General features: G+C 73.6%; 15 protein-coding genes. 7 read left to right on the top strand and 8 right to left on the bottom strand.

Annotation, left to right across the window (positions count from 1 at the left end; translation table 11 throughout):
* Positions 1 to 43 precede the first annotated feature (43 nt).
* Genes GQ466_RS23505 through GQ466_RS23520 form a run of 4 tightly spaced genes read left to right on the top strand, consistent with a single transcriptional unit; the run spans position 44 to position 5,089 of the window.
* Positions 44 to 1,300, top strand: a complete 1,257-nt coding sequence (locus tag GQ466_RS23505; RefSeq protein ID WP_161105158.1) for a cytochrome P450 — start codon at positions 44 to 46, stop codon at positions 1,298 to 1,300.
* Entirely contained in the window at positions 1,297 to 2,865 is a 1,569-nt protein-coding gene (locus tag GQ466_RS23510) for a peroxidase family protein (protein WP_161105159.1), read from the top strand. Before GQ466_RS23505 ends, GQ466_RS23510 begins: the two co-directional genes overlap by 4 nt.
* Positions 2,862 to 4,868, top strand: coding sequence for a hypothetical protein (locus tag GQ466_RS23515; RefSeq protein ID WP_161105160.1), 2,007 nt, complete (start codon positions 2,862 to 2,864; stop codon positions 4,866 to 4,868). The genes GQ466_RS23510 and GQ466_RS23515 overlap by 4 nt, the downstream gene beginning before the upstream one ends.
* Positions 4,865 to 5,089 (top strand): hypothetical protein, encoded by a 225-nt coding sequence (locus GQ466_RS23520; RefSeq protein ID WP_161105161.1) that lies wholly within the window; start codon positions 4,865 to 4,867, stop codon positions 5,087 to 5,089. Before GQ466_RS23515 ends, GQ466_RS23520 begins: the two co-directional genes overlap by 4 nt.
* Positions 5,090 to 5,115: 26 nt before the next feature.
* Here GQ466_RS23520 and GQ466_RS23525 read toward each other — a convergent pair whose 3' ends face one another.
* Complete coding sequence (locus GQ466_RS23525; protein WP_161105162.1) at positions 5,116 to 6,462, bottom strand: sensor histidine kinase; 1,347 nt, start codon at positions 6,460 to 6,462, stop codon at positions 5,116 to 5,118.
* A 191-nt stretch (positions 6,463 to 6,653) separates the two neighbouring features.
* Here GQ466_RS23525 and GQ466_RS23530 point away from each other — a divergent pair, with 191 nt between their 5' ends.
* The gene (locus GQ466_RS23530; protein ID WP_161105163.1) at positions 6,654 to 8,162 is read left to right on the top strand and encodes a glutamate-cysteine ligase family protein; all 1,509 of its coding nucleotides are present in this window, start codon (positions 6,654 to 6,656) and stop codon (positions 8,160 to 8,162) included.
* Here GQ466_RS23530 and GQ466_RS23535 read toward each other — a convergent pair.
* The 4 genes from GQ466_RS23535 to GQ466_RS23550 all read right to left on the bottom strand — a co-directional run bounded on the left by GQ466_RS23535 (position 8,135) and on the right by GQ466_RS23550 (position 10,764).
* Positions 8,135 to 8,677: an NUDIX domain-containing protein gene (locus tag GQ466_RS23535; protein ID WP_161105164.1), complete on the bottom strand. Its 543-nt coding sequence runs from the start codon at positions 8,675 to 8,677 to the stop codon at positions 8,135 to 8,137. The two genes, GQ466_RS23530 and GQ466_RS23535, sit on opposite strands and share 28 nt — an antisense overlap.
* A gap of 46 nt (positions 8,678 to 8,723) precedes the next feature.
* The gene (locus GQ466_RS23540) at positions 8,724 to 9,557 is read right to left on the bottom strand and encodes a hypothetical protein (RefSeq protein WP_161105165.1); all 834 of its coding nucleotides are present in this window, start codon (positions 9,555 to 9,557) and stop codon (positions 8,724 to 8,726) included.
* A 191-nt stretch (positions 9,558 to 9,748) separates the two neighbouring features.
* Complete coding sequence (locus GQ466_RS23545) at positions 9,749 to 9,949, bottom strand: DUF397 domain-containing protein (RefSeq protein WP_161105166.1); 201 nt, start codon at positions 9,947 to 9,949, stop codon at positions 9,749 to 9,751.
* On the bottom strand, positions 9,946 to 10,764 hold the full coding sequence (locus tag GQ466_RS23550) for a helix-turn-helix domain-containing protein (protein ID WP_161105167.1): 819 nt from the start codon (positions 10,762 to 10,764) through the stop codon (positions 9,946 to 9,948). Before GQ466_RS23550 ends, GQ466_RS23545 begins: the two co-directional genes overlap by 4 nt.
* Positions 10,765 to 11,010: 246 nt before the next feature.
* Here GQ466_RS23550 and GQ466_RS23555 point away from each other — a divergent pair, with 246 nt between their 5' ends.
* A complete protein-coding gene (locus GQ466_RS23555; RefSeq protein WP_161105168.1) occupies positions 11,011 to 11,262 on the top strand; it encodes a type II toxin-antitoxin system prevent-host-death family antitoxin in 252 nt (83 codons plus the stop codon).
* Positions 11,263 to 11,459: 197 nt separating this feature from the next.
* Here the strand turns inward: GQ466_RS23555 and GQ466_RS23565 are convergent, their stop codons facing one another.
* The 3 genes from GQ466_RS23565 to GQ466_RS23575 all read right to left on the bottom strand — a co-directional run bounded on the left by GQ466_RS23565 (position 11,460) and on the right by GQ466_RS23575 (position 20,768).
* Positions 11,460 to 12,731, bottom strand: coding sequence for a PucR-like N-terminal domain-containing protein (locus GQ466_RS23565; RefSeq protein ID WP_337193598.1), 1,272 nt, complete (start codon positions 12,729 to 12,731; stop codon positions 11,460 to 11,462).
* A gap of 237 nt (positions 12,732 to 12,968) precedes the next feature.
* Complete coding sequence (gene ccrA / locus GQ466_RS23570; RefSeq protein WP_161105170.1) at positions 12,969 to 14,294, bottom strand: crotonyl-CoA carboxylase/reductase; 1,326 nt, start codon at positions 14,292 to 14,294, stop codon at positions 12,969 to 12,971.
* 30 nt (positions 14,295 to 14,324) lie between these two features.
* Positions 14,325 to 20,768, bottom strand: coding sequence for a type I polyketide synthase (locus tag GQ466_RS23575; protein ID WP_161105171.1), 6,444 nt, complete (start codon positions 20,766 to 20,768; stop codon positions 14,325 to 14,327).
* 290 nt (positions 20,769 to 21,058) lie between these two features.
* On the opposite strand from GQ466_RS23575, the gene GQ466_RS31910 reads away from it, so the two are divergent.
* Complete coding sequence (locus GQ466_RS31910) at positions 21,059 to 23,662, top strand: MFS transporter (RefSeq protein ID WP_337193599.1); 2,604 nt, start codon at positions 21,059 to 21,061, stop codon at positions 23,660 to 23,662.

The following is a 23,662-nucleotide window of genomic DNA, read 5'->3' on the forward strand; positions in this document are numbered from 1 at the left end:
CACACCCACCGGGCGCCCACGCCCCCGACGAGAGTCCGGTCGCATGAACGACGACGATCACGTGACGGACGGCTACCTGGAGCGCTACACGAACGTGGCGGCGCGCGACCCGGCCGGGGCGACCGTCCTGCTCGCCGGATGGCTGCGCACCGATCCGCAGCCGTTATTCGCCGAACTGCGCGAACGACAACCCGTCCTTGTCACCCCGGGCTTCACGCTCGTCACCCGGTACACCGATGTCACCGCCGTCCTCACTCGCGACCGCGCCTTCACCGTCGCGGCGTACGCGCCGCGGCTCGACGGCGCGCTCGGCGGCCCGGTCATGCTGAGCCGCGACGCGTCCGCGCTGAACTGGCGCGAGAAGGGGCTGATGCAGGTCGTCCTCGCCCCGGAGGACGCCGGGCGCGTCCGCGACCTGGCCGGACGCCGCGCCGATGCCGCGCTCGACACGGCCGCGCCGGGCGGGACGATCGAGGCGGTCGGCGCGCTGTTCCGGCACGTCCCGCTCGCGGTCTGCGCGGAGTACTTCGGCTTCCCCGGCCCGGACGCGGCGACGCTCTCGCGCTGGTCCCGGACGATCATCACCGACGTCACCGCGAACCTCGCCGGCGATCCGGAGATCCACGCCGAGTCCGTCGCGGCGGGCGCGGAGATGATGGCCTACCTGCGGAAACTCGTCGCCGAGCGGCGCACCGCGCCCGGCGACGACGTCCTCGGCCGCCTCCTGCGCGTCGCGCCGCCGCCCGGGTGGGACGACGAACGGCTGGCCGCCAACGTCGCGGCGCTGCTGCTCGGCTTCGTGGAGAACGCGGCCGGGTCGATGACGCACATCGTCCGGCACCTGCTCGGCGACGCGGTGCTGCGCGCCGAGGCCGCCGAGGCCGCCCGCGCCGACGATCCCGCCCGGTTCGACCCGTACGTCTGGGAGGCGCTGCGGTTCGACCCGTTCCTGAAGATGATCGCCCGGACCTGCGCCGACGACCACGTCCTCGCCGGGACGCCCGTCCCCGCCGGGTCGCCGGTGCTCGCGGCGGTCGCGTCCGCGATGCGCGACCCGGACGTCGTCCCCGACCCGGAGCGCTTCCGCCTCGACCGTCCCGCGCACGCCTACCTGCACTTCGGGCACGGCCCGCACGCGTGCCTCGGCGTGCATCCGGGCGCGGTCGTCATCGCCGAGACCGTCCGGCGGCTGCTGCGCCGGCCGGGCGTGCGGCTGCTGCCGTCCCCCGACGGCGACGTGGTCCGCGACCGGGACGTCTTCCCCGACCGGTTCGTCCTGGAGCTCGGGGAGCGCCGATGACCCGGACGATCGCCGCCGACGGCGTCGAGAACCGCCTGCGCCTGCTCGCGCTGACCCGCGGCCGTCCGCTGTGGCGGCTCGCCGAGGCCGTCCCGCCGGTGCGGCTGCGGCTGAACGCGGCGCTGATCGACCGGGCCGTCCGGGAGATGCCGGGACGGCCCGAACCGCTCAGCACGCTCGCGCCCTACACGTCCTGGACGTCCCTCACCGACCGCTCCTTCATGGGCCGCCACCTGCCGCCCGACCCCGGGAACGACGACGCCCGCCCGTCCCCCGAGCGCGCCGCCGACCTGTTCACGCGCGGCCACACGATGGTCCCGTGCCCGAAGTCCACGGTGCTGTTCGCGTACTTCGCGCAGTGGTTCACCGACGGCTTCCTGCGCGGTGACACCAAGCTTCCCCGCGACCCCCGCGTCAACAGCTCCAACCACGAGATCGACCTGAACCAGCTCTACGGCCTGGACGCCGCCGCCACCGCCGCGGTCCGGACGTTCGACGGCGGCCTGCTCAAGTCCCAGGAGATCGACGGCGGCGAGTTCCCGCCCCACCTGTGCGAGAAGGGCGAGGTGAAGCCGGAGTTCGCGGCGCTGAGCGTCGCCCGGATGGACCTGCTGGACGCGCCGGCCCGCGACACGCTGTTCGCCTTCGGCGGCGACCGGGGCAACGCCCAGATCGGGTTCGCGCTGCTGACGATCCTGTTCCTGCGCGAGCACAACCGCGTCGCGCGGCTGCTCGCCGAGGACAACCCGCGCTGGGACGACGAGCGGCTGTTCCAGACGGCCCGCAACATCGTCATCGCGATCGTCATCAAGCTCGTCCTTGAGGAGTACATCAACCACATCACGCCGTACCACTTCCGGTTCGTCCTGGATCCGGCGCTGACTCGGCGGTTGTCGCGCGCGGTGTGGCACCGGCAGAACTGGGCGTCGGTGGAGTTCAACCTCGTGTACCGGTGGCACCAGCTCGTCCCGTCCGCGCTGGACGTCGGCGGACGTGAACTGCCGCTCGCCGCGACGCTGTTCGGCAGCGCGCTGATCCCCGGACCGGGCCTCGGCCGCCTGTTCGAGGACGCGTCCGAGCAGCGGGCCGGACGCATCGGCCTGTTCAACACCGACCCGGCGCTGCGCGACGTGGACGTGGCTTCCATCGCCGGATCCCGCGCGCTCCACCTCGCCCCCTACAACGCCTACCGCGAGCACTGCCGGTTCCCGCGCGCCCGCCGGTTCGAGCACGTCAGCACCGATCCTCGCGTCAGCGGCGCACTGCGCGACCTGTACGCGAGCGTGGACGACGTCGACCTCTACGTCGGCCTGTTCGCCGAGGAGCCGGGGTCGCCGCGCGCGATCCTGCCGCCGCTGCTCACGAAGATCATCGCGATCGACGCGTTCTCGCAGGCGCTGACCAACCCGCTGCTCGCGCCCCGCGTCGCCAACGCCCGGACGTTCACCCCGCTCGGCATGCGGATCATCGGAAGCACGCGGACGCTGTCGGACGTCCTGCACCGCAACATCCCCGAGGACCCGAAGCCGAGGTTCGTCAGCATGACCTGGCGAGGCGCACTGTGACCCCCGACGCGACCCCCGACCCAACCCCCGACCCGACCGGCGACGCGCTGCGCGACGCCGCGCGCGAGCTGGCCGAGACGGCGGACGCGATCCGGACGGCGTCCGTCCACGCCACCGCGGCGCTGACCGGCACCGCGCCGACGGCCCGTCGGCGGCCCGGCCTCAGGGCGCAGCGGGCGCTGCTGCGCGCCGTCACGAACCCGCGCGGCCTCGGCGCGCCCGCCGGGGGCCCGCTCGGGACGCTCGGCGCCAAGCTCGGCGGCGCGCTGCGGGCCGAGAGCCTGGCCGTCCGGGTGCTGACGACGTCGCTACGCCTGCGTATCGCGGCGGTGACGCTCTCCCACCCCGAACTCGCCGAGGGCCCGCTGCTCAAGCGGCTGAACGACGCGGTCACCGAGGGCCGGGAGATCGAGGCCGCGCGGGCGCTGGTCGCGCTCGTCCGGGACCGGGGCGCGGCCCGCGCGCTGACGGCCCTCGCGCCGGTGTTCGGCGAGATCCTCGCGTTGCGCGCCCTGCGCGACCGCAGCCCGCTGAACGACCGCACGGCCTGGCTCATCGCGACCGGCACGGCGACCGCGACCGCCGACCCGCTGACCGGGCTGAGCAACCGGGCCGTCGCCGCGCTGGACGTCGGCGCGGGCGCGGCGCGCCGGACCGTCCTCGCACCGGACGAGCACCTGTCGACGGACGGCTCCCTGCTCGCCTTCCTCGGCGACATCGGCGTCCTCGGCCCCACCGGACGCGTGGCGATCCGCGCAGTGCAGGGCCCGGACGGCACCGAGCGCTACGTCGTCCTGGTCCCAGGCATGCGGCTCGGCCGTCCCGACGACGCCTCCCCCGCCGACCTGCTCGGCGCGTTCAGCGCGACCGTCCGCGCGAGCGGCCCGTACAGCCGCGCGCTCGGCCGGGCCGTCGCCGACTGCGTCCCGGACGGCGCCGAGATCGCGTTCGTCGGGCACAGCGCGGGCGGCGCGGCGGCGCTGAGCCTCGCGCAGGACGCCGCGTTCTGCGCAAGGTGGACGGTGACGCACATCGTGGCGGTCGGTTCGCCGGTCGACTTCAAGCAGCCCGCCGACCCCCGGACGTGGGTCGCGAGCATCACCAACCAGCACGACCTGATCCCGACGCTGGACGGCCAGGGCGCAGGGAACTGCTTCGACCTGCACCCCGACTGGTACGTGGTGGACTACACCGACCCGTCCCACGTCTTCCCGGCGTGCCACAGCATCGAGCACTACACGCGGAACCTCGCCGAGGACCTGCCCGAAGCGCGCGACGCCGTCGACGCGCGCCTGTCGCCGCTGCGGGGGCCGGTGACGCGCACGCACGTCTACCAGCTCTACGACAGCGACGGCGGCGTGACGCGGCGGGCGACGACCACCCACGGGCCAGTGGAACTGCCGGTCCGATGCGACGACGGCTACGCGGTCACGGCCTACTTCACCGTCCGAGCCGCCGGGCTGCCGGACGAGACCGTGACCGTGCGCGGACGGGCGCTCGTCGCCGTCCACATAGCGGAACACCGGCGCGGCACGCTCGGACGGTTCGGGGAGGCGAGCGTGGGCGTCCTCACGCGCGGGTTCGGGACGTGCCTGCTCGCGTCCGCGCAGTCCACCGGCCTCGCGCACGCGGTCGCGACCGAGGTGTTCGGCCAGCCCGCGACGGAAGCGGACGTCCGCGCGGGCGGCGGCGCACGGTGGACGCGGGCCGAGGTCGACGCGGGCGGCCCGGTCCTGACGCTCGCGGGCGCGCTCGGCCCGGGAGTCCCGCTCGCGGGCGGGACGCACACCGTCAGCACGCTGAAAAACGGCACGCTCACCCCGTCGTGCGTGGAAGAACGCGGCCCGCGAAAAGCCCACCCCGCGCCGGGCCTGCGCCTGACCGCCGGGCCGGACGAGCATCCCATGGCCCGCCACCTGCGCGAACTGGGCCTGGACGGCGCCCGCCCGGTGTTCTGCGTCGTCGCCCGCGCCCACCGGAGCCTGCGGAGCGTCCCCGGATGACCGAAGCGCTGATCGACCACGCCCGCACGCTGGACGCCGACGCCGCCGCGCTCGCCGACCGCGCCGGGAAACTGCGGGCGCTCGCGGCGCGGCTCCGCGAACAAGACGCCCCGCCCTGGGTCTTCCACGCGCTCAACGACCACATCACCGCGTGCGTGATCGCGTCCAACGACCTCGCCGAGGCCGCCGCGCGCCTCTACTCCCGCGCCGTCACGCCCTGAAGTTCTCCACAGCCTGGGGAAAACCCTCACCGCGCCGGATCAAGCGGCAGCCGCAGGACGAACCGCGCCCCGGCCCGGGCGTCCTCGATCGTCAGGTCGCCGCCGTGCGCGCGGGCGATCTCCCGGGCGATCGCGAGCCCGAGCCCGGTGCCGCCCGCGCCCCGACTGCGCGCGGTGTCCAGCCGCGTGAACCGCTCGAACACGCGCTCGCGGTCGGCCGGGTCGATGCCGGGCCCGAGGTCGGCGACGATCAGCAGCGCCTCGGCGTCGGACCGGACGACCCGGATCTCCGCCGGCCCGCCCGCGTACCGCTCGGCGTTGTCCAGCAGGTTGTTGAGCAGCCGCACGAGCTGCATCCGCACGCCGCGCACCCGCACGCCGTCCGCCAGCACCGTGTCGACCGCCGGGCGGGACGCCAGCTCGGCGCGGGCGAGCGCGGCGAGGTCCAGGGTCTCCTGCGCGGCCGTCCCGCCGGTGCCGATCCGGGCGAGCAGCAGCAGGTCGGTGATGATCGACTCCAGCCGGTCGGTGTCGCGCAGCGCCGTCCGCACGACCTCGACCAGGTCGGTGTCGTGCGGATGCATGGACGCGTCCTCCAGGTTGGCGCGCAGCCCGGTGATCGGCGTGCGCAGCTCGTGGGACGCGTCGGACGCGAACTGCCGCTGCCGCGCCACGGCCCGCTCCAGACGGTCCAGCGTCTGGTTGGCGGTACGGGCGAGCTGCGCGATCTCGTCCTGTCCGGCGGGCTGCGGGACGCGGCGGCTGAGGTCGCTGCCGCTGATCTCGGCGAGCTGCGCGCGGATCTGCCCGACGGGACGCAGCGTCCGCCCGACGACGCCCCAGGTGATGCCCGCCGCCAGCGCCGCGAGCACCAGCGCCGTGAGCGCGAGCATCGCCTCCAGCACCCCGTTGGACAGGTAGGACGGGACGGGCCGCGCCGCGTACACCACGACCGAATCCGGCGCGGTCGTAGCCCGGACGGCCTCAACGAGCGTGCACCGATCCCCGGGCCCCGGACGCGGAACGCACTGCGTGTAGTTCTGCACGCGGCGATCCGGTCGCGGCCACCGGCGGCTCAGCGGCGGACGGCCCCGCGTCGCGGCGGACGCGTCCACGACCCGTCCGCCGGGCGCGACGACCTGGAGCGCGATCCGCCCGCCGGAGTCGTCGGGGATGGGGTGGCGGAGCGTGCCGTCGCGGACGCTGCCGCTGACGCGGAACGCCGCCTGCTGCACCTGCGACAGCAGCGACGCCTGGACGCCCGCGCGGATCGAGAAGTCCGCCGCCGCCGCGATCGCGCCGAAGACGAGCACGGCGAGCACGGCCGAGACGAGCGTGTCGCGTGCCCGGATCGACCGGGGTCGCAGCCGCATGGTCCTCCCGCCCGTGATGAGCCCGCCGGGGTCGTTCTCTCACTGTGGGTCACAACGGCGGGATCGTCCGCCGAATACCTCAAGGTACCCGGGGGTAACAAAACGGGCATCCGAAACCCGGGGCCGGGTTTCGCCCTCGTCCACCGGGGACATCCGTTTTGTGACACTCATCCGGACGCAGGGACGGTCACATGGGCAGGGACGTCACGGCGATCACCGTGAGCGGAGAGGATCGGCGGCGCTACCGGGAGAAGGTCCGGCAGTGCCTGGACGTGCTCGCGCGGATGCTCGGCGAGTCGCAGTTCGAGTTCGAGCGCCCGCACATCGGGCTGGAGATCGAGCTCAACCTCATCGACGCCGCCGGCGACCCGCTGATGCGGAACTCCGACGTCCTGAAGGCCATCGCCGACCCCGCCTGGGACACCGAGCTGGGCCAGTTCAACCTGGAGATCAACATCCCGCCCCGGCAGCTCGGCGGGAACCGGACCGGCGAGCTGGAGACCGAGGTGCGCGAGCACGTCGAGCACGCCGACGGGCGCGCCGAGGAGGTCGGCGGCCGGCTCATCATGATCGGGATCCTGCCGACGCTGCGCCGGGGCGACATCGGCGAGGAGGCCATCTCCGGCAACGAGCGCTACAAGATGCTCAACGACCAGATCATCGCGGCGCGCGGCGAAGAGGTCCGGATCGCGGTGGACGGCCCCGAACCGCTCCGGATGCACACCGAGACGATCCTGCCCGAGGCCGCCTGCACGAGCGTCCAGTTCCACCTCCAGGTCAGCCCGGACCAGTTCGGCGCGTACTGGAACGCCGCGCAGGCCATCGCGGGGCCGCAGGTGGCGCTGGCCGCGAACGCGCCGTTCCTGTTCGGGCACCGGCTGCACCACGAGACGCGGATCATCCTGTTCGAGCAGGCCACCGACACGCGCCCGGAGGAGCTGAAGGCGCAGGGCGTCCGGCCCCGGGTGTGGTTCGGGGAGCGGTGGATCACGTCCGTCTTCGATCTGTTCGAGGAGAACACCCGCTATTTCCCGGCGCTGCTGCCGCTCTGCGACGACGAGGACCCGCTCGCCGTGCTGGAATCGGGCGGCATTCCCGAGCTGGGCGAGCTGTCGCTGCACAACGGGACGATCTACCGCTGGAACCGCCCGATCTACGCGGTGCTGAACGGCCGTCCGCATCTGCGCATCGAGAACCGGGTGCTGCCCGCCGGGCCGACCGCCGCCGACGTGATCGCCAACGGCGCCTTCTATTACGGGCTCGTCCGGACGCTCGCCGAAGAGGAACGGCCGGTGTGGACGCGCATGTCCTTCGACGCCGCCCGCGACAACCTCCACCGCGCCGCCCGCCACGGCATGGAGTCCACGCTGTACTGGCCGGGCGCCGGTGAGATCTCCGCGCGTTCGCTCGTCCTCGACCACCTGCTGCCGCTGGCCCATCGCGGCCTGGACGCGTGGGGCGTCGACCCGGCGCGGCGCGACCGGCTGCTCGGGATCATCGCCGGACGGGCCGAGACCGGGCAGACCGGCGCGGACTGGCAGATCCGGACGGTCGCCGCGCTCGAAGAGACCGGCGTGCCGCGCCAGGAGGCGCTGCGCGCGATGGTCCGCCGGTACGCCGAGCACATGCGGACGAACGAGCCCGTCCACACCTGGCCCGTGAGCCTGACGGGTCAGGTCTCGTCGGTGCTCAGGACGTAGAGCGCGTACGCGGCGACGGACGAGTCGTCGGTGATGACGCCGTCCCGGATCATGCGCCGCACGTCCGCCTCCGGGAACCACTGCTGCCGCATGTCCTGTTCCTCCGGCTCGCGGGCGTGCTCGCCTGCCGTGAGGTCCGTCGCGACGAACACGGCGTAGCGCTGGCTGCTCATGCCGTGCGCGGCGTCCAGCCGGCCGAGCCGCGTCAGCGTCGCGGCGCGCAGGCCCGTCTCCTCGGCCAGCTCGCGCCGGGCGACCTCCTCGGGGTCCCCGGCGCGGCGGCCGGGCAGCGACCCCTGCGGGAAGTTCCACGACCGCCGCTCGACCGGGTACCGGTACTCCTCGACCAGGTGGAAGCCGCCGTTCTCGAACGGCAGGACGACCACGAAGTCCGGCTTGTCGATGACCCCGTAGACGCCGCGCGACCCGTCCGGCCGCTCGATCTCGTCCTCCCGGACGCTCATCCACGCGTTCTCGTAGACGACCCGTCCGCCCAGCCTCCGTACGTCGCTCATCCGCGCAGTCTAGGAGCGCGCCCGCCGCACGAGCCGCCGAGGGCGGTCAGGCGTCCGTGCTCATGGCCCGTGGGTCCGGGCCGCGTGCGCATTCGGGGAACAGGGACCCCAGCCGGGCGAGGGCGTGGGCGACGGCCGGGACGTTCAGGGGGTCCCGGGCGATGGTGATGATCGTGTTCCCGGCCACCCGGATCGCCTTGCGGTTCGTGACGTCGGTCAGCCAGTCGTAGCAGCGGCTGAGCACCGGGTCGTGCAGAGTGCGGAGCACGGTGATGAGGGCCGGTTCGTTGCGCAGGAGCGCCCGGTAGGCCTGGCTCGCCACGAAGATGGCGTTCTCGCTGCGGTCCGGCCGGGCCGGATTGTTGGCCGGGTCGCGGCCCCAGTCGATGGCGGCCTGCTCGGCGGTCCCCCATTCGTTGTCGTGGACGGCCTTGCGCGCCAGCCGTCCCGCCTTCAGATCGGTGAGGTAGCGGGCCCAGGGCCGGGCGCCCGGATCGCCGTAGTCGTCGTCGCTGACGCCCGCCGCCAGCGCGACGCCGCGCAGGATCGCCTCGATGTCCCCGGCGTTGGTGTAGGACGCCCACGTGCCGGGCGCGCCCATCTTCTCGTCCAGGAACACCTGGATGACGCCTTCGATGACGTTCCAGCGCGCGAAGCCCTTCTCGAAGGACTGCGCCCGGCCCTCCTGGAGGGCGTGGACGAGGACCAGGCGGTCGGCCATCGGCATCCGCGCGATGTCGCCGATCCGGCAGGTCAGCGTCTCCGCGCAGGCGCGCGGCGAGACCGGAGCGGCGGGGGCGGCGCTCGCGGCGGACGCGGGCGCGGCGAGCAGGAGGGAGGCGAAGGCGAGAACGAAGAGGAACCGTCGTGGCGGGAGCACGCTCCTGTTGTAGCGCCGGAGGCATGTACGGCGCGGCCCGAGTGACGGTTCTCTCAGCTTCCCCGGACCCAGGTCTCGCGCCCGGGTAAGCCCCACCTGCTCACCCGAACCGCCACCACGCTCTTCTGGGTCACAACCCGGCGGCAGGAACGCAGAAACCCCCGCCGGGGGGCGGGGGTTCCGGGAGTTGTTCAGAGGGCGAGGGCGCCGGTGCGGGCCGCCGCCAGCAAGGTCGCGAACTGCGCCGCCGGGAGCGTGATCACGCCCGCGTCGCGAGCCGCCGTGTCACGAACGGCCACCACACCGCTCATCGACCCAGCCTCCACGCACTCGCCGTGCTCGCCGCCGGAGTAGCTGGACTTGCGCCAGTTGCGGGGACTGATCTGGTTCACAAGGACTCCTGAATCTTCTTCAGCAGGTCATAGCTCTCGGCCGCAGGCATCGCCGCTGACCTGATGAGATCATAGCCCTCGACCAGATCGACGATCACCTCGTCATCGTCGATGATTCGGCCCGACCTGCCGACCCCGCTATGCCAGGCGACCACGGATCCCTTCTTACGGGATTCGATGAGATGGATTCCGCCCTGGTGCCCCGGGTGCGTGAAATCGGCCAGCCTCACAATTTGGATCTGAACATTCCACTGATCCGCACGATCGAGGAGCTTCTGGATCTGCTCCCGGGCGATATCCGGATTGTGAGCGAGGCTGCGGATGACCGCCTCGTTCATGATCGCCTGAAGCTTGACGGGCGGGTCGGCGTCGAGGATGCCCTGTCGCCGATCGCGCTCCTCCACGATCTCGTCGGCGTCCTGCGGCGTCAGACCACCCCTCGCCAGCGCGCGGACGTAGGACGGGGACTGGAGCAGGCCGATGACCGCGCCATGGGAGAAGGCGCGGATGCTCTTGGCCTCGGACTCGTACTTGGCGAGTTCCCGGGCGTTCGGCGGGATGCGGCTGACGGCGGCCACCTCGCGGTGCTCCGTGAAGTAGTCCGTCTCGAAGAGCATGTCGAGGATCTTGGCGCCCTTGTCGTCCGGGACGGCCTGCCCGTGCTCGTAGCGGCTGACCTGGGACTCGTCGCACAGGAGCTTGCGCGACAGTTCATCCTGCGTCCAGCCCTTCTTTTCCCGATATGACCGGATTTTCGCCCCGTAATGCTGGGCGAATGACTCATTCGGGTTGAGCTTCTTCGGGGGGCGGGCCATGATGCTGAACCTTTCGCCTCGGCGCGCTTTCGGCCTTCTCGACGGAGGCTACATCGGACACGCGCGCCCGTGACGGAACTCCCGCGAAAGCGCGGAGATAGAGGACGAAGGCGAACCGCCGAAAGGATCAAGGCTTCCATCAGCGGCGTCTCGCGGAGTATCGGTCGGCGCTATGCGCCGTCATGCCGGGCCGGGGTGTAGCACCTTGTAGCACGCCATGCCACGGCCTGCTCTAGCCTGGCCGGTATGAGGGCTCAGCCCGAGGTCACCCAGCGGGACCTGCGCAGCCGGTCCAAAGAGATCATGGACGCGGTCGAGCGCGGCCAGGCGTTCACCGTGACGCGCGACGGCCACAAGATCGGCAAGCTGGTCCCGTTGCGGCGCCGCCGCCGGTTCGTCCCGCGTGCCGAGTTCGCGGCCATGTCCACCAACGCGCCCGCCCTCGCCCTGGAGGCATTCCGGGCCGACCAGGACGCGAGCAACCCCTATGACCGCTGAGCGGTAGGCGCAAGGACTGCTCGGCACCAACATCATGATCCTGCGCAGCAGGATCGACCCGGCGGAACTGCCCGACGAGATGGCCATCAGCGCGATCACGCTCGCCGAGTTGTCGGCCGGCCCGCACCAGGTCCACCGCGACGAGGAGCAGGCCGACTACGACGAGCACACCGAACGGGCGCGGCGCCCGGACGTCCTCAGCGGCGGAAGGTCACCACTTCGGCGGACTCGCCGGACGCGGCCTTGCCGGCCGGGACGATGTGCTCGCCCGGGCCCTCGGCCAGCAGCGCGCGGGCGCGCAGGACGATCTCCAGGTCGAACCGCAGGTCGGGGTCCATGAGCTGGTCGCCGAAGAGTTCTTCGAGCTGCCGCAGCCGGTACCGGACGGTCTGCGGGTGGACGTGCAGCCGCATCGCGACCTCGTTGGCGTTGCGTCCCGCCTGGAGCCAGGCGAGCAGCGTCTCGGCCAGGCGGTCCTGCTGGCTCGGGCGCAGATGGGCCAGCGGCGCGAGCCGGATCGCGGCCAGCCCGTTGATCAGGGCCTCGTCCTGGAACAGGATCAGCGTGGACATGTGCTCGACGCTGCGGATCACGCCCGCGTTCTTCGGCGCCTCGATGACGCCGCGCTCGACCAGCCCGAGCGTCCGGCGCGCCCAGGCGATGGAGCGGGCGGCCTCGCCGATCGGGACGGTCGGGCCGACGACCGCGAGCATCCCGCCGAGCGCGCGGTCCACCAGCCGCGCGCGGCCGGGACCGTCGGGGTCGGGGAAGATCAGCGCGGGGTTGCGGCGGGCGAGGTCGACCAGGATGTCCTGCGGGAACGCGGGCGGACGGCCGTCGGAGTGGCGGCGGGCCAGCGCGACGGCCGCGACCGTCCGGGGCACCGGCCAGCGCGCGGCGGCGGCGAGGTCGGCGATGGCCTCGCCGGTGGCGGGCGGGTCGGCGAGCAGCAGGTCCAGCAGGCGCTTGCGGCGGCGCTGCATCTCGCCCGCGACGGCGGCCTGCGCCTGCGCGTAGCCCTCGGCGGCGGCGACGGCCAGCTCGTCCTGGAACATCATGATGGCTTCGCCGACCGCGCCGAGCGTCCGGGGCTCGACGCCGAGGTTGACGGCCCCGGCGGTGATCCGCCGCCAGGCGATCATGGCGCCGACGCGCATCGCGGTCTGCATCGCGTCCAGGCTGCGGCCCTCGCCGGCCTCGCCGCGGCCGATCGCTCGGAAGAAGTCGGTGACCGAGGACGGCTCGCTGTCGGGCTCGGCCACGCGGTCCACGAAGTACTGGAGGACGCGCTCGACGGCCATCCGCAGCGTCCCGGAGTAGGGGCCCTCGCCCTGCCGGTCGTACTCGCGCACCCGGGCCTGGATCTCCTGGATCATGTCGTCCGCCACCTCGTCCAGGTGGGGCCGCATGTGCTCGGCGAGGTCCCGGGGCAGCTCGGCCCAGGGACGTCGGTCCGCGTCCTCCGCCACGTGTCCTCCCGGCTGGTGCCCCGCGCCCACTGAACCCGACACGAGATCTGATAACTGACCAATGTGGCTCATGTGGTCCAAGCATGACTCTTCGCTCGGATGCGAGCAAAGTGTAGGACGAGCTTTCTTGCGCTCCCGCCTTCCCCGAACGGCCGAAGGTAAAAGTTCCGGCTAAAAGCAGACGTCCCGGGAACCGCCGTCGCGGCCCCGGGACGTCCGTGCAGGCGTCCGTGCAGGTCAGCGCCGGTACAGGTTCAGCTTGTCCTCGCCGACGCGCTCGCGCAGCTCGGGGTCGTCCACGCCCTGGCCCTCGGCGGTCGCGCCGCACAGCACGGCCACCTTGCCGATGTGCCGGTTCGTCTGGACGGCCCGCGTCGCGTCCCCGGCGCCCTCCAGCGGGAACACCGCCGACAGCGTCGGGTGGATCATGCCGAGCCCGATCAGCCGGTTCGTCTGGACGGCCTCGTGGTAGTTGAAGCCGTGCGAGCCGATGATGCTCTTGAGCCGCATCCACAGGAAGCGGTTGTCGTACTCGTGCTTGAACCCGGTGGACGAGCCGCACGTCACGATCTTCCCGCCGCGCTTGGCGACGTACACCGACGCGCCGAACGTCTCACGGCCGAGGTACTCGAACACGATGCCCGGGTCCTCGCCGACCTGCCGCCGGATCGCCTCGCCCAGCATCCGGCCCGCCTTCGGGTGCCGCAGACCCTGCTCGCCGAGGTCCAGGTCGTTGCGGTTGATGACGTAGTCGCAGCCCTGCGCGCGGACCAGCTCGGCCTTCTCGTCGGACGACACCACGCCGACCGGGATCCCGCCGCCGTTCTTCACGAACTGCGTCGCGTACGAGCCGAGCCCGCCGGTCGCGCCCCAGATCAGCACGACGTCGCCCTGCTTCATCCGCGCGCCGTGCGAGCCGACGAGCATCCGGTACGCGGTGGCGGCGCACAGCGTGTTCGCGCCGGCCTCCTCCCACGTCAGGTGCTTCGGCTTCGGGATGAGCTGGTTGGCCTTGACGATGCAGTACTCGCCGAGCGAGCCGAAGTTCGTCTCGAAGCCCCACGCGAGCTGCGTCTCGCTCATCATGCCGTCGTCGTAGGAGCCGTGGTCCTCCTCGTCGACGTACGACGGGGACAGGACGACGCGGTCGCCGACCTTCCAGTGCTTGACGCCCGCGCCCGTCCGGACGACGACGCCCGAGCCGTCCGAGCCGAGGATGTGGTACGGCAGGTCGTGCCGGGCGCCGTACCAGCCCTGGCGGCCGAACTTCTCCAGGAACGCGAACGTCGGGACCGGCTCGAAGATCGCCGACCAGACGGTGTTGAAGTTGATCGCCGCCGACATCACCGCGACGACGCACTCGTCCGGGGCCAGCTCGGGCATGTCGACCTCGCCGACGTGCAGCGACCGGCGGACGTCCTTGTCCTTCTCGCCCTCGAAGATCCCGACCTCGTCCTTGAGGGTGAACGCGGCACGGAACCGGGTGGGCAGGTCGATGTCCAGGAGTTCCCGCTCGCTCGCGCCGTTGCGAGCCGCTTCGAGCAGTGCGTCGGACTGGGCCATGTTTCCTCCGGGTTGGCGGGGCGGTCGAACTCAGCGGGCCGGTGCGGCCTTCCTGTCCCGCGCGGCGAGCCGGGTGTCCAGGTTCCTGGCGAGCGCTTCCACGGCGGGCGGGTCGAGCAGGTTGAGGTGATGCGCGCCAGCGATCGGCACGATCTCCAGGTCCGTGCAGTACGGGCCGAAGCCGTTGGTCCCGTCCAGGACATAGCGGGCGTCCCGGACGGCCCAGGGCGTCTCCTCCGGCGCGTAGTACAGGACGACCTTCCCGTCGTAGTGACCGGGCCGGTACGCCTCCAGGGAGCGGGTGTCCTGGTGGGACGTGAGCTGGTGCGTCAGCGCGGCGGGCGGGATGTGGTCGACGAGCGGCGCGGCGCGTTCGAGGACGAGCGCGAACTGCGCCTCCTCGTCCAGCCCGGCCAGCTCGTCGTAGCCGAGGCTGACGTCGAGTTCGTACGTCTCGTTGATGTAGTCGGCGAACGCGGAGAAGCGGCGGGCGAGGCTCTCGGACTCGTCGTCCACGGCGAGCGGGAAGCCCGCGTCCAGCAGCGCGACGAACTCGACCTCGCGGCCGGCGGCGGTGAGCTGCCGTGCGGTCTCGTAGGCGACGACGCCGCCGAACGACCAGCCGCCGATCCGGAACGCGCCCTCGGGCTGCGCCGCGACCAGGTGCTCGGCGTAGCGGGCGGCGCGCTCCTCGACGGACGGGGCGTCCTCGAAGCGTTCGAGTCCGTACACCGGCTGGTCGCGGCCGAGCAGCGCCACGAGCTGCCGGTAGCAGGCCGTGGTGCCGCCCGCCGGGTGCGCGAGGAACAGCGGGCGCCGGTCGCCGCCGGTCCGCAGCGGCCGGACGGTCTGCCGCGCCGCCTCCTCGTCCGCCGCGCGCAGGTACTCGGCGACGTGCTCGGGGGTCGGCGTGGCGAACAGCTCGGTCCGCGCGACGGCGCTCGCGCCCGCCGCGGCCAGCTCGCGGTTGATCAGCGCGGCGGCCTGGTCGGCCTGGTGGTCCTGGCCGCCGAGGTCGGCGAAGAAGTCGGCGGTGGCGCTGACGCGGTCGAGCCCGAGGACGTCCTCGAAGATCCGGACGGCGAGCCGCTCGGCCTCGTCGCGCGCCAGGACGTACCCGGCCTCGGCGTTCGACACGGCCGAGCCGCCCGTGGCGGGCGCGGGCGCGTCCGACAGGCCCAGCTCGCCGGCCGCCCACTCCTCGAAGACGTTGACGCTCGCGCCCTGGAGCAGCACCGACGCCGGGACCGTCAGCCCGAGGTCGTGCTCCACGCCGCTCTTGATCCGGACGGCGACCAGCGAGTCCAGCCCGAGGTCGGTCAGCGGGATCGCGGGGTCCAGCCGCTCGGGCGCGAACCCGAGGACGGACGCGATCCGGTACCGCACCTGCGCGGCGATCGCGGCCCGCGCGCTCGCCGGGTCCAGCTCCTTCACCGCGTCGATGCCGGGCCAGTCGGCGGCGACGCCGTCCGCGCCGAGTTCGGCGGCGGCGGCCGTCAGCGCCGCGAAGTACGGCATGTTGCGGATCTCGGGGAACAGGCCCACGGCGGCGGCCGGATCGAACCGCAGGACGCCGGTGTCGGCGCGGTCGAGCGCGAGCAGCGCCTCCAGCGCCTCGGCGCCCTCGGCCGGGCTGATCGGCTCGATGACCGCGACGGCCGTCTCCGCCGCGCCGCCGACCTGCGACCACGTGCCCCAGTCGATGGCGGTGCCGGGACGTCCGTGGGCGCGGCGCTCGGCCATCAGCGCGTCGATGGCGGCGTTGGCGGCGGCGTAGGCGGCCTGGCCGGGCGAGCCGAGCAGCGCGGCGGCGGACGAGTGGACGACGAACCAGTCCAGGCCGTCGCCGGTGCCGAGCGCCGCGTCGAGCCGCCGCGCGCCGGTGACCTTGGCGGACCAGACGCGGTGCAGGTCGTCCGCGCCGAGGTCGGTGATGAGGCGGTCGTCGATCGCGCCCGCGCCGTGGACGACGCCGCGCAGCGTCAGCCCGCCCTCGCGCGCCGCCCGGACGAGCCGTTCGGCGGTGCCGGGCTCGGCGATGTCGCCGAGGACGACCGCGATGTCGGTGCCGCGCTCGCGGAGCCGCGTGATGGCGCGTTCGGCGTCCGGGCCGGGTCCGGACCGGCCGGACAGGACGATCCGGGCGGCGCCGCGCTCGGCGAGCAGCGTCGCGGTGACGAGCCCGATGCCGCCGTAGCCGCCGGTCACGATGTACGCGCCGCCGCGCCGCACGACCTTGCGCGGCGTCACGTCCGGCAGCGCGGCCCGGTCGAGCCGCGCGACGCGGCGGACGCCGCCGCGCCAGGCGACCTCGCGGGCGTCGGCGTTCGCGACCAGCTCGGCGACCAGGTCGGCCGGACGGTCCACGTCCACGAGCGTCGCGCGCTGGACGGTCCGCTCGAACGCCAGCACGCGGGTCAGCGCGCGGACGTGCGCCTGCTGGTGCAGGCCCGCCTCGCCGGGCAGGACGCTCAGCGCGGCGCGCGTCGCGATCCACAGCCGCGGCCCGTCGGGCAGCGCGGTGGACAGGCGCGCGACGGCGAGGACCAGGTTCTCGTCCACCAGCGACGGCGGCGGGACGAACAGGACATCGCTCGGCGTCCCGTCGACCCCGGCGTCCAGCGCGCGGCGGACGACCGCGTGCCCGGCCTCGGCCAGCCCGGCGGCGACGGCGCGGGCGAGCGCGTCGTCGTCCTCGGCGAGGATCTGCCAGGCGCCGGCCTCGGCGCGCGGCGCGGGGACGTCGGTCTCGTCCCACACCAGCTCGACCAGCTTGTCGGCGAGCGGCACGGGCACGTCGGAGCGCTCGGCGCGGCGCAGCACGATCCCGGTCGCCTCGGCCAGGATCTCCCCGCCCGGTCCGGCGATCTGGAGCGCGCCGAGGACGTCGTCGCCGTCGTGCGTCACCGCGACGCGGACGTGCCCGCCCCGGTGCGTCGGCCCGTGGACGCGCAGCGCCCCGATCGTCTCGGCCAGCCACACGCCCGGCGTGCCGGTGACGGTCTCGGCCTCGGCGGACAGGACGCCGAGCGCCCGGTCCAGCACCTCGGGGTGCAGCCGGTAGTGGCGGCTGCCGCGCTCGGCGCCCGCGACCTCGGTGACGGGCCCGGCGAACTCGCCGGGCACGACCGGACGGGCGTCGGCGCCGACGTCGGCGCTGGCGATGCGCGTCCACGTCCCGGCGGCGGTGCGGGTGTGGATCTCGACGCGCTGCTCGACCTCGTCGTACGTCGTCGTGACGGTCGTGTGGTCGGTCAGCGCGAGCGGGCGCTCGATCCACAGGCTGTTGACGCGGACGGCGTCCGTCGCGAGCGCCTCGGCCCCGGCGGCGAGCGCCATCTCCGCGAACGCCGCGACCGGCAGCACCGGCAGGTCGTGGACGGCCGCCCAGGCGTGGACGGCGGTGCCGACGTCGGCGCGCCAGGCGTGCCGGTCCTCGCCGGGCAGCTCGACGTGCGCGCCGAGCAGCGGGTGCTCGTCGCGGCCCGACCCGGCGCGGCGCGAGGTGTCCAGCCAGTGCCGCTCGTGCCGCCACGGCGCGTGCGGGACGTCGGTGATCCCGCCGTCGGCCGGCCCGGCGACGGCCAGGCCGTGCGCGGCGAGCAGCGCGAGCTGGGCGTGGAAGGTCACCGCGTCGTCGGTGTCCTGGCCCTTCGGGGCGCGCTTCAGCGTGTGGGTGACGAGCGCGCCGCTTCCGTCCAGCGTCTCGCCGACGCCGTGCGACAGGATCGGGTGCGCGTTGATCTCCACGAACGTCCGGTGGCCGTCCTCGGACGCGGCGGCTACGGCGTCGGTCAGCCGGACGGGGTTGCGCAGGTTCGCGGCCCAGTAGTCCGCGTCCAGTTCGCCGACGCCGCGCGGGTTCTCCAGCGCGGTCGTGTAGAACGCGATGCCCTCGGCGAGCGGGGTGCCCGGCTCCTCGCCGAGGTCGGCGAGGGCGGCGCGCAGGTCGTCCAGCAGCGGGTCGACCTGCGGGGAGTGCCCGGCGCCCTCGGCCTGCACGCGGCGGGCGAGGCGCCCTTCGGCCTCGGCCCGTTCCAACACGGTCCCGATCTGGGCGGCGTCGCCCGTCACGACGGTCTGGCGCGGTGAGGAGAACACGGCGGCGTGGACGTCCGGGAGGTCGGCGGCCAGCCGGGCGACGTCCTGCGCGGACGCGCCGAGCACCGCCATCGCGCCCCCGCCGACCAGGCCGTTCAGCAGCCGGGAGCGGCGGCAGATGACGCGGGCGCCGTCGGCGAGCGAGAGCCGTCCGGCGACGACGGCCGCCGCGACCTCGCCCATCGAGTGGCCGACGACGGCGGCGGGCGTCACGCCGTAGGCCTTCCACATCCGCGCGAGGCCGATCTGGACGGCGAACAGCACCGGCATGACCTGCGCCGGGCCGCCGGTCAGCTCCGCGCCGGACTCCAGCAGGGACCAGAGTTCGGGGCCGTCCTCCTCTGCGAACAGCGCGTCGATGTCGTCGATGGCCTCGGCGAACGCCGGTTCTTCCTCCAGCAGCGCCTTGGCCATGCCGGGCCGCTGCGCGCCGTAGCCGGAGAACACGAACACCGGGCGGCCGGGCGTCCCGAGCGCGGTCCCGGACACGACGCCCGGGTGCGGCCGTCCCTCGGCCAGCGCGGCGAGGCCCGCCGCGAGCCCGGCCCGGTCGCGCGCCACGACGGCGGCGCGGGCGCGGCCCCGGCCGTTGCGTCCGTGCAGGGTGCGCGCGATGTCGGCGAGTTCGGCGTCCTCGGGGAGCCAGTCGGCGAGCAGCGCGGCGTGGTCGCGGATCCGGTCGGCGGACGTGTCCGAGAGCGGGAACGTCCGGACGGTCAGCGGCTCGCGCTCGACCACCTGCGCGGGCGCGGCCTCCAGCAGCACGTGGCCGTTCGTCCCGCCGAACCCGAACCCGGACACGCCCGCGCGCGGCGGGTGCGACCGCGCCGGCCACGGGATCTCCTCCGCGACGACCGCGAGCCGCAGCTCCTCGAACGGGATGTGCGGGTTCGGCTCCTTGTAGTGGAGGCTCGCCGGGATCGTCCGGTGGTGCAGCGCGAGGACGGTCTTGATGAGGCCCGCGATGCCCGCCGCCGACTCCATGTGGCCGAGGTTGGACTTGGCCGTCCCGATGAGCAGCGGCTCGTCGGCGTCCCGGCCCGCGCCGAGCACCTCGCCGACGGCCTTGGCCTCGATCGGGTCGCCGATGAACGTCCCGGTGCCGTGCGCCTCGACGTAGTCGACCTCGCGCGTGTCGATGCCCGCCGCCGCGTACACGTCGCGCAGCAGGGCGCGCTGGGCGTCGAAGTTCGGCGCGACGAGCCCGTTGGAGCGGCCGTCGGAGTTGACGCCCGAGCCCTTGATCACCGCGAGCACGCGGTCGCCGTCGCGGACGGCGTCCGACAGGCGCTTCAGCACGACCGCGCCGCAGCCCTCCGCGCGGACCATGCCGTCGGCGGACGCGTCGAACGCCTTGCAGTGGCCGTCGCCCGCGGTCGCGCCCGCGAGGTCGAACGTCATCGTGACGGTCGGCGACAGCAGCAGGTTCACGCCGCCCGCGAGCGCCACGTCCGCCTCGCCGTTGCGCAGCGCCTGCACGGCGAGGTGCGTGGAGACCAGCGACGACGAGCACGCCGTGTCCACGATCATGCTGGGGCCGCGCAGGTCGAGCAGGTACGACAGCCGATTGGCGATGATGCTCAGCGCCGCGCCGGTCGCGGTGAACGCCTCCAGGGACGCGAGGTCGGACGCCGTGAACGCCGCGTACTCCGGCGCCGACACCCCGACGAACACGCCGGTGCGGCTGCCGCGCAGCGACGCCGGGCCGATGCCCGCGTGCTCGAACGCCTGCCACGCCACTTCCAGGATGAGCCGCTGCTGCGGGTCCATCGCGGCGGCCTCGCGCGGCGTGATGCCGAAGAACTGGGCGTCGAACTCGGCGACGTCGCTCAGGAACCCGCCGAGCTTGGTCGTCTGCGCGAGCAGGTCGGCGACCTCGGGCGAGCCGTCGTCGAACGGGTCCCAGCGGCCCTCGGGGACCTCGCGGATCGCGTCGCCGCGTCCGGTCAGGAACCGCCAGTAGTCGGCGGGGCCGTTCAGGTCGCGGTCGCCGCCGGGGAACCGGCAGCCGATGCCGACGACCGCGATCGGCTCGCGGTCCAGCACCGGACGGGCCTCGGCCGGCTCCGGGACGGGCGCGGGCGCGAGGTCGGCGCCGTTGGCCAGCGCCACCGACAGCCGGTTGATCGTCGGGTGCTCCCACACCAGGGTGGCGGGCAGCGAGCGGCCGAGCATCTGCTCCAGGTCGCCGGCGATGGCGACGGCGTCCCGGGACGCGAGGCCGAACTCCTCCAGCGGACGGTCGGCGTCGACCTCGTTCTCGGCGATCCGGGAGCGGCGCGCGATCTGCTCGATGAGGTGCCGGCGAATCACGTCCTCGCCGATGCGCGTGTCGCCCTGCGCGGCTCCCGAACGACCACTGCTGCTCTGCATGCGCGGGGTTCCCCCAACTACGGGATCGTTCGAAGCGGAGGGACCACGATGACCCAGGATCGTCACCTCACGATGCGCACCCAGGCAACTTTTCTCCGTATTTCCTTGTCATGGTCGTGACAAGACGGACTGGTCAGACGTGTGGCGTGATGGGATAGTTTCGACATCGCTGTAACGGGCTAACGGTGTGCACCGAGATGTCGATGTACCGGAACAATACCCAGCGACGGAACTAGGGGGAAGCGGACGATCCCCCCGCAGGCGGCGGGGCCTGTCGCCGCGTGACCAACGTGACCCGTGGCCGATACCGATGGGCGCTGGCGGTCGTCGCCGTCTCCGCATTCATGATCACGATGGACAACACCGTGGTCGCCAACGCGCTGCCGAGCATCCAGCGCGATCTCGGCATGGACAAGACCGCGCTCGACTGGGTCGCGACCGGCTACATCCTCATGTTCTCCTGCCTCATGATCGCGGGCGGCCGGATCACCGACATCTACGGCTGCCGCACCGCTTTCGTGAGCGGAATGGCCATCTTCACCGCGGCGTCCGCCGTGTGCGGGCTCGCCGGGGTGGACTCGGTGCTGATCCTCGGCCGGATCGTCCAGGGCGCGGGCGCCGCGCTCGCCCTGCCCGCCACCCAGGTCATGATCACCGTGGGCCGGACGGACAAGCAGCGCTCCCTCGGCACCATCGCCTGGGTCGGCGCGGCCGGGGGCGCGACGGCGCTCGGGCCGACGATCGGCGGGCTCATCGTCCAGAACTGGGCGTGGGGCTGGATCTTCCTCATCAACATCGTGCCGGGCATCCTGGTGATCCTGCTGGGGCTCGTCGTCCTGACGAGCAAGGGCGAGAACCGCAGCGCCCGCGTCGACCTGCCCGGCGTGCTGATCTCCGCGACGATGCTGTTCGCGCTCGTCTACGGCCTGGAGACCGGACGCCACCAGGGCTGGGGCGACCCGGCCGTCCTCGGCGTCTTCGCGCTCGCGGCCATCGCGTTCGCGTGCTTCGTCGTCGTGGAGCGCTGGGCGCCCGACCCGATGATCAACATGCGGTTCTTCCGGAACCGGGTGTTCGTCGGCGGACTGCTGTCCCAGATGCTCTGGGGCATCGGCTTCAACGGGATGATCTTCTACGCGGCGACGTTCCTGCAGCGCTACCTCGGCTTCTCCCCGCCGAAGGCCGGGCTGGTCATGCTGCCGTCCGCGATCGTCGTCATGATCACGACGCCGATCTCGTTCTGGATCGCGGCCAAGCTCGGGCCGCGCATGGCGATCGGCGGCGGCATGACGCTGATGGCCGGCGGCATGATCCTCTTCTCGATGATCGAGCGGGACTACGGCTTCGCCGACCTCATGCCGGGCGTCCTCATCACCGGCTTCGGCTCGGCGATGTGCATGCCGCTCGTGATGTACGTCCTCAAGGCCGTGCCCGAAGACCAGGCGGGGGTCGCGAGCGGCATCTTGAACGTCATCCGCGAGATGTCGGGCGCGTTCGGCATCGCGATCCTCGGCCTGCTCATCCACGACATCCCCGCCGACCACGCCAGCACCGCGTCCCTGGACTCCTTCCGCGACGGCATGGCCTCCGGCCTGATCCTCGGCGCCGCCCTCGTCCTGTTCGGCGGCATGATCAGCGGCGTCACCCTGCCGTCCAAGCGCGGCTGGATGGGCCCCAAGCACGGCCGCCGCCGCTCGTCCCCGCCCACCGCCGAACCCGTCCTGACCCCGGCGCCGAGCGTCCAGCCCCTCCCCGCCCTGGAACCCGCCGAACTAGTGGGAGCCCACGCCACAACCCCCCTCCTGGCGTCCCGCCCCTACGACCCGACCCCTTGGCCCACAGACCTCCCCCACGAAACCCCCACCGCGCGCGCGAGCGAAGGCCCGTACGGCGCGCCCACCGACGTCCGTCCGCACGCGGTGCCCACCGCGCCGCACGGCGACCGCCCGCGCGAAGTCCCCGCGCCCGCCGCGCGCCTGGGCGATGGCCCGCACGGCGCACCCACGGACGGCCGCCCGCCCGCGACGCCCGCACCCGGCCGCCCGGTCGACGCGCCCACACCCATCGCACGCTCGGGCGACGGCGCGCGCGGCGACCGCCCGCACGGAACGCCCGCGCCCGCCGCGCCCGGCGACCGGTTCCGCGAGGTCCCCACGCCCGCTGCGCGGCTGGGCGAGGGCCCGCTCGGCGCGTCAGCCGACGAGCTTCCGCACGCAATGCCTGCACCCGGACAGCCGGGCGAGCGGCCGTACGGCGCGCCCGCGGACGAACGGCCGCATGCGGCGCCCGCCGCGCCGCGCGGCGAGCGCCTGCACGAGGCGCCCGCCGGGCGGCCGGGCGACCGGCGGCACGGCGCGCCCGCGGACGATCGGGCGCGCGAAACGCCCGGCGCGCCGCGCGGCGACCGCCCGCGCGAGGTTCCCGCAACCGCCGGACGGCTGGGCGACGGCCCGCACGGGGCGCCCGCCGACGACCGTCCGCACGCGGCGCCCGCGCCCGGGCGGCCGTACGACGCGTCCGTGGACGAGCGTCCGCGCGAAGCTCCCGCCGTGCCGCGCGGCGAACAGCCGCGCGAGGTTCCCGCGTCCGGCGGGCGGCGGGGCGGCCCAGGGCGCGGGGCGTCTCTTAATCCCGCGGGTCAAGAGCCGACGCGGGGCGAGCGGACCGAGTCGTTGCGTGTCTCCAGTCGGGGGCCGGCGGACGACGATCCGCTCGCGTCCGTCCCGCCGACCGGGGGGCATCTGCCCTGGTGGTGGCAGGTCGAGCCACCGCGGGGCGCCCGGCCGAGGGCGCCGGAGCCGGACGACGACCGGCCGTGGCCGCCGCCCCCGCCGGAGGGTTATTACGCGCCCTACACTCCCGAGGACGTTCCGGACCGTCCGGACGCCCGGTGA

Source organism: Actinomadura rayongensis (assembly GCF_009831215.1).
Classification (GTDB): Bacteria; Actinomycetota; Actinomycetes; order Streptosporangiales; family Streptosporangiaceae; genus Spirillospora; species Spirillospora rayongensis.

Excerpts from the sequence above, each read along its gene's own strand:
- GQ466_RS23505 (WP_161105158.1), top strand. The coding sequence starts at position 44 with ATGAACGACGACGATCACGTGACGGACGGCTACCTGGAGCGCTACACG.
- GQ466_RS23510 (WP_161105159.1), top strand. The coding sequence starts at position 1,297 with ATGACCCGGACGATCGCCGCCGACGGCGTCGAGAACCGCCTGCGCCTG.
- GQ466_RS23520 (WP_161105161.1), top strand. The coding sequence starts at position 4,865 with ATGACCGAAGCGCTGATCGACCACGCCCGCACGCTGGACGCCGACGCC.
- GQ466_RS23525 (WP_161105162.1), bottom strand. The coding sequence starts at position 6,462 with ATGCGGCTGCGACCCCGGTCGATCCGGGCACGCGACACGCTCGTCTCG.
- GQ466_RS23530 (WP_161105163.1), top strand. The coding sequence starts at position 6,654 with ATGGGCAGGGACGTCACGGCGATCACCGTGAGCGGAGAGGATCGGCGG.
- GQ466_RS23535 (WP_161105164.1), bottom strand. The coding sequence starts at position 8,677 with ATGAGCGACGTACGGAGGCTGGGCGGACGGGTCGTCTACGAGAACGCG.
- GQ466_RS23550 (WP_161105167.1), bottom strand. The coding sequence starts at position 10,764 with ATGGCCCGCCCCCCGAAGAAGCTCAACCCGAATGAGTCATTCGCCCAG.
- GQ466_RS23555 (WP_161105168.1), top strand. The coding sequence starts at position 11,011 with ATGAGGGCTCAGCCCGAGGTCACCCAGCGGGACCTGCGCAGCCGGTCC.
- ccrA (WP_161105170.1), bottom strand. The coding sequence starts at position 14,294 with ATGGCCCAGTCCGACGCACTGCTCGAAGCGGCTCGCAACGGCGCGAGC.
- GQ466_RS23575 (WP_161105171.1), bottom strand. The coding sequence starts at position 20,768 with ATGCAGAGCAGCAGTGGTCGTTCGGGAGCCGCGCAGGGCGACACGCGC.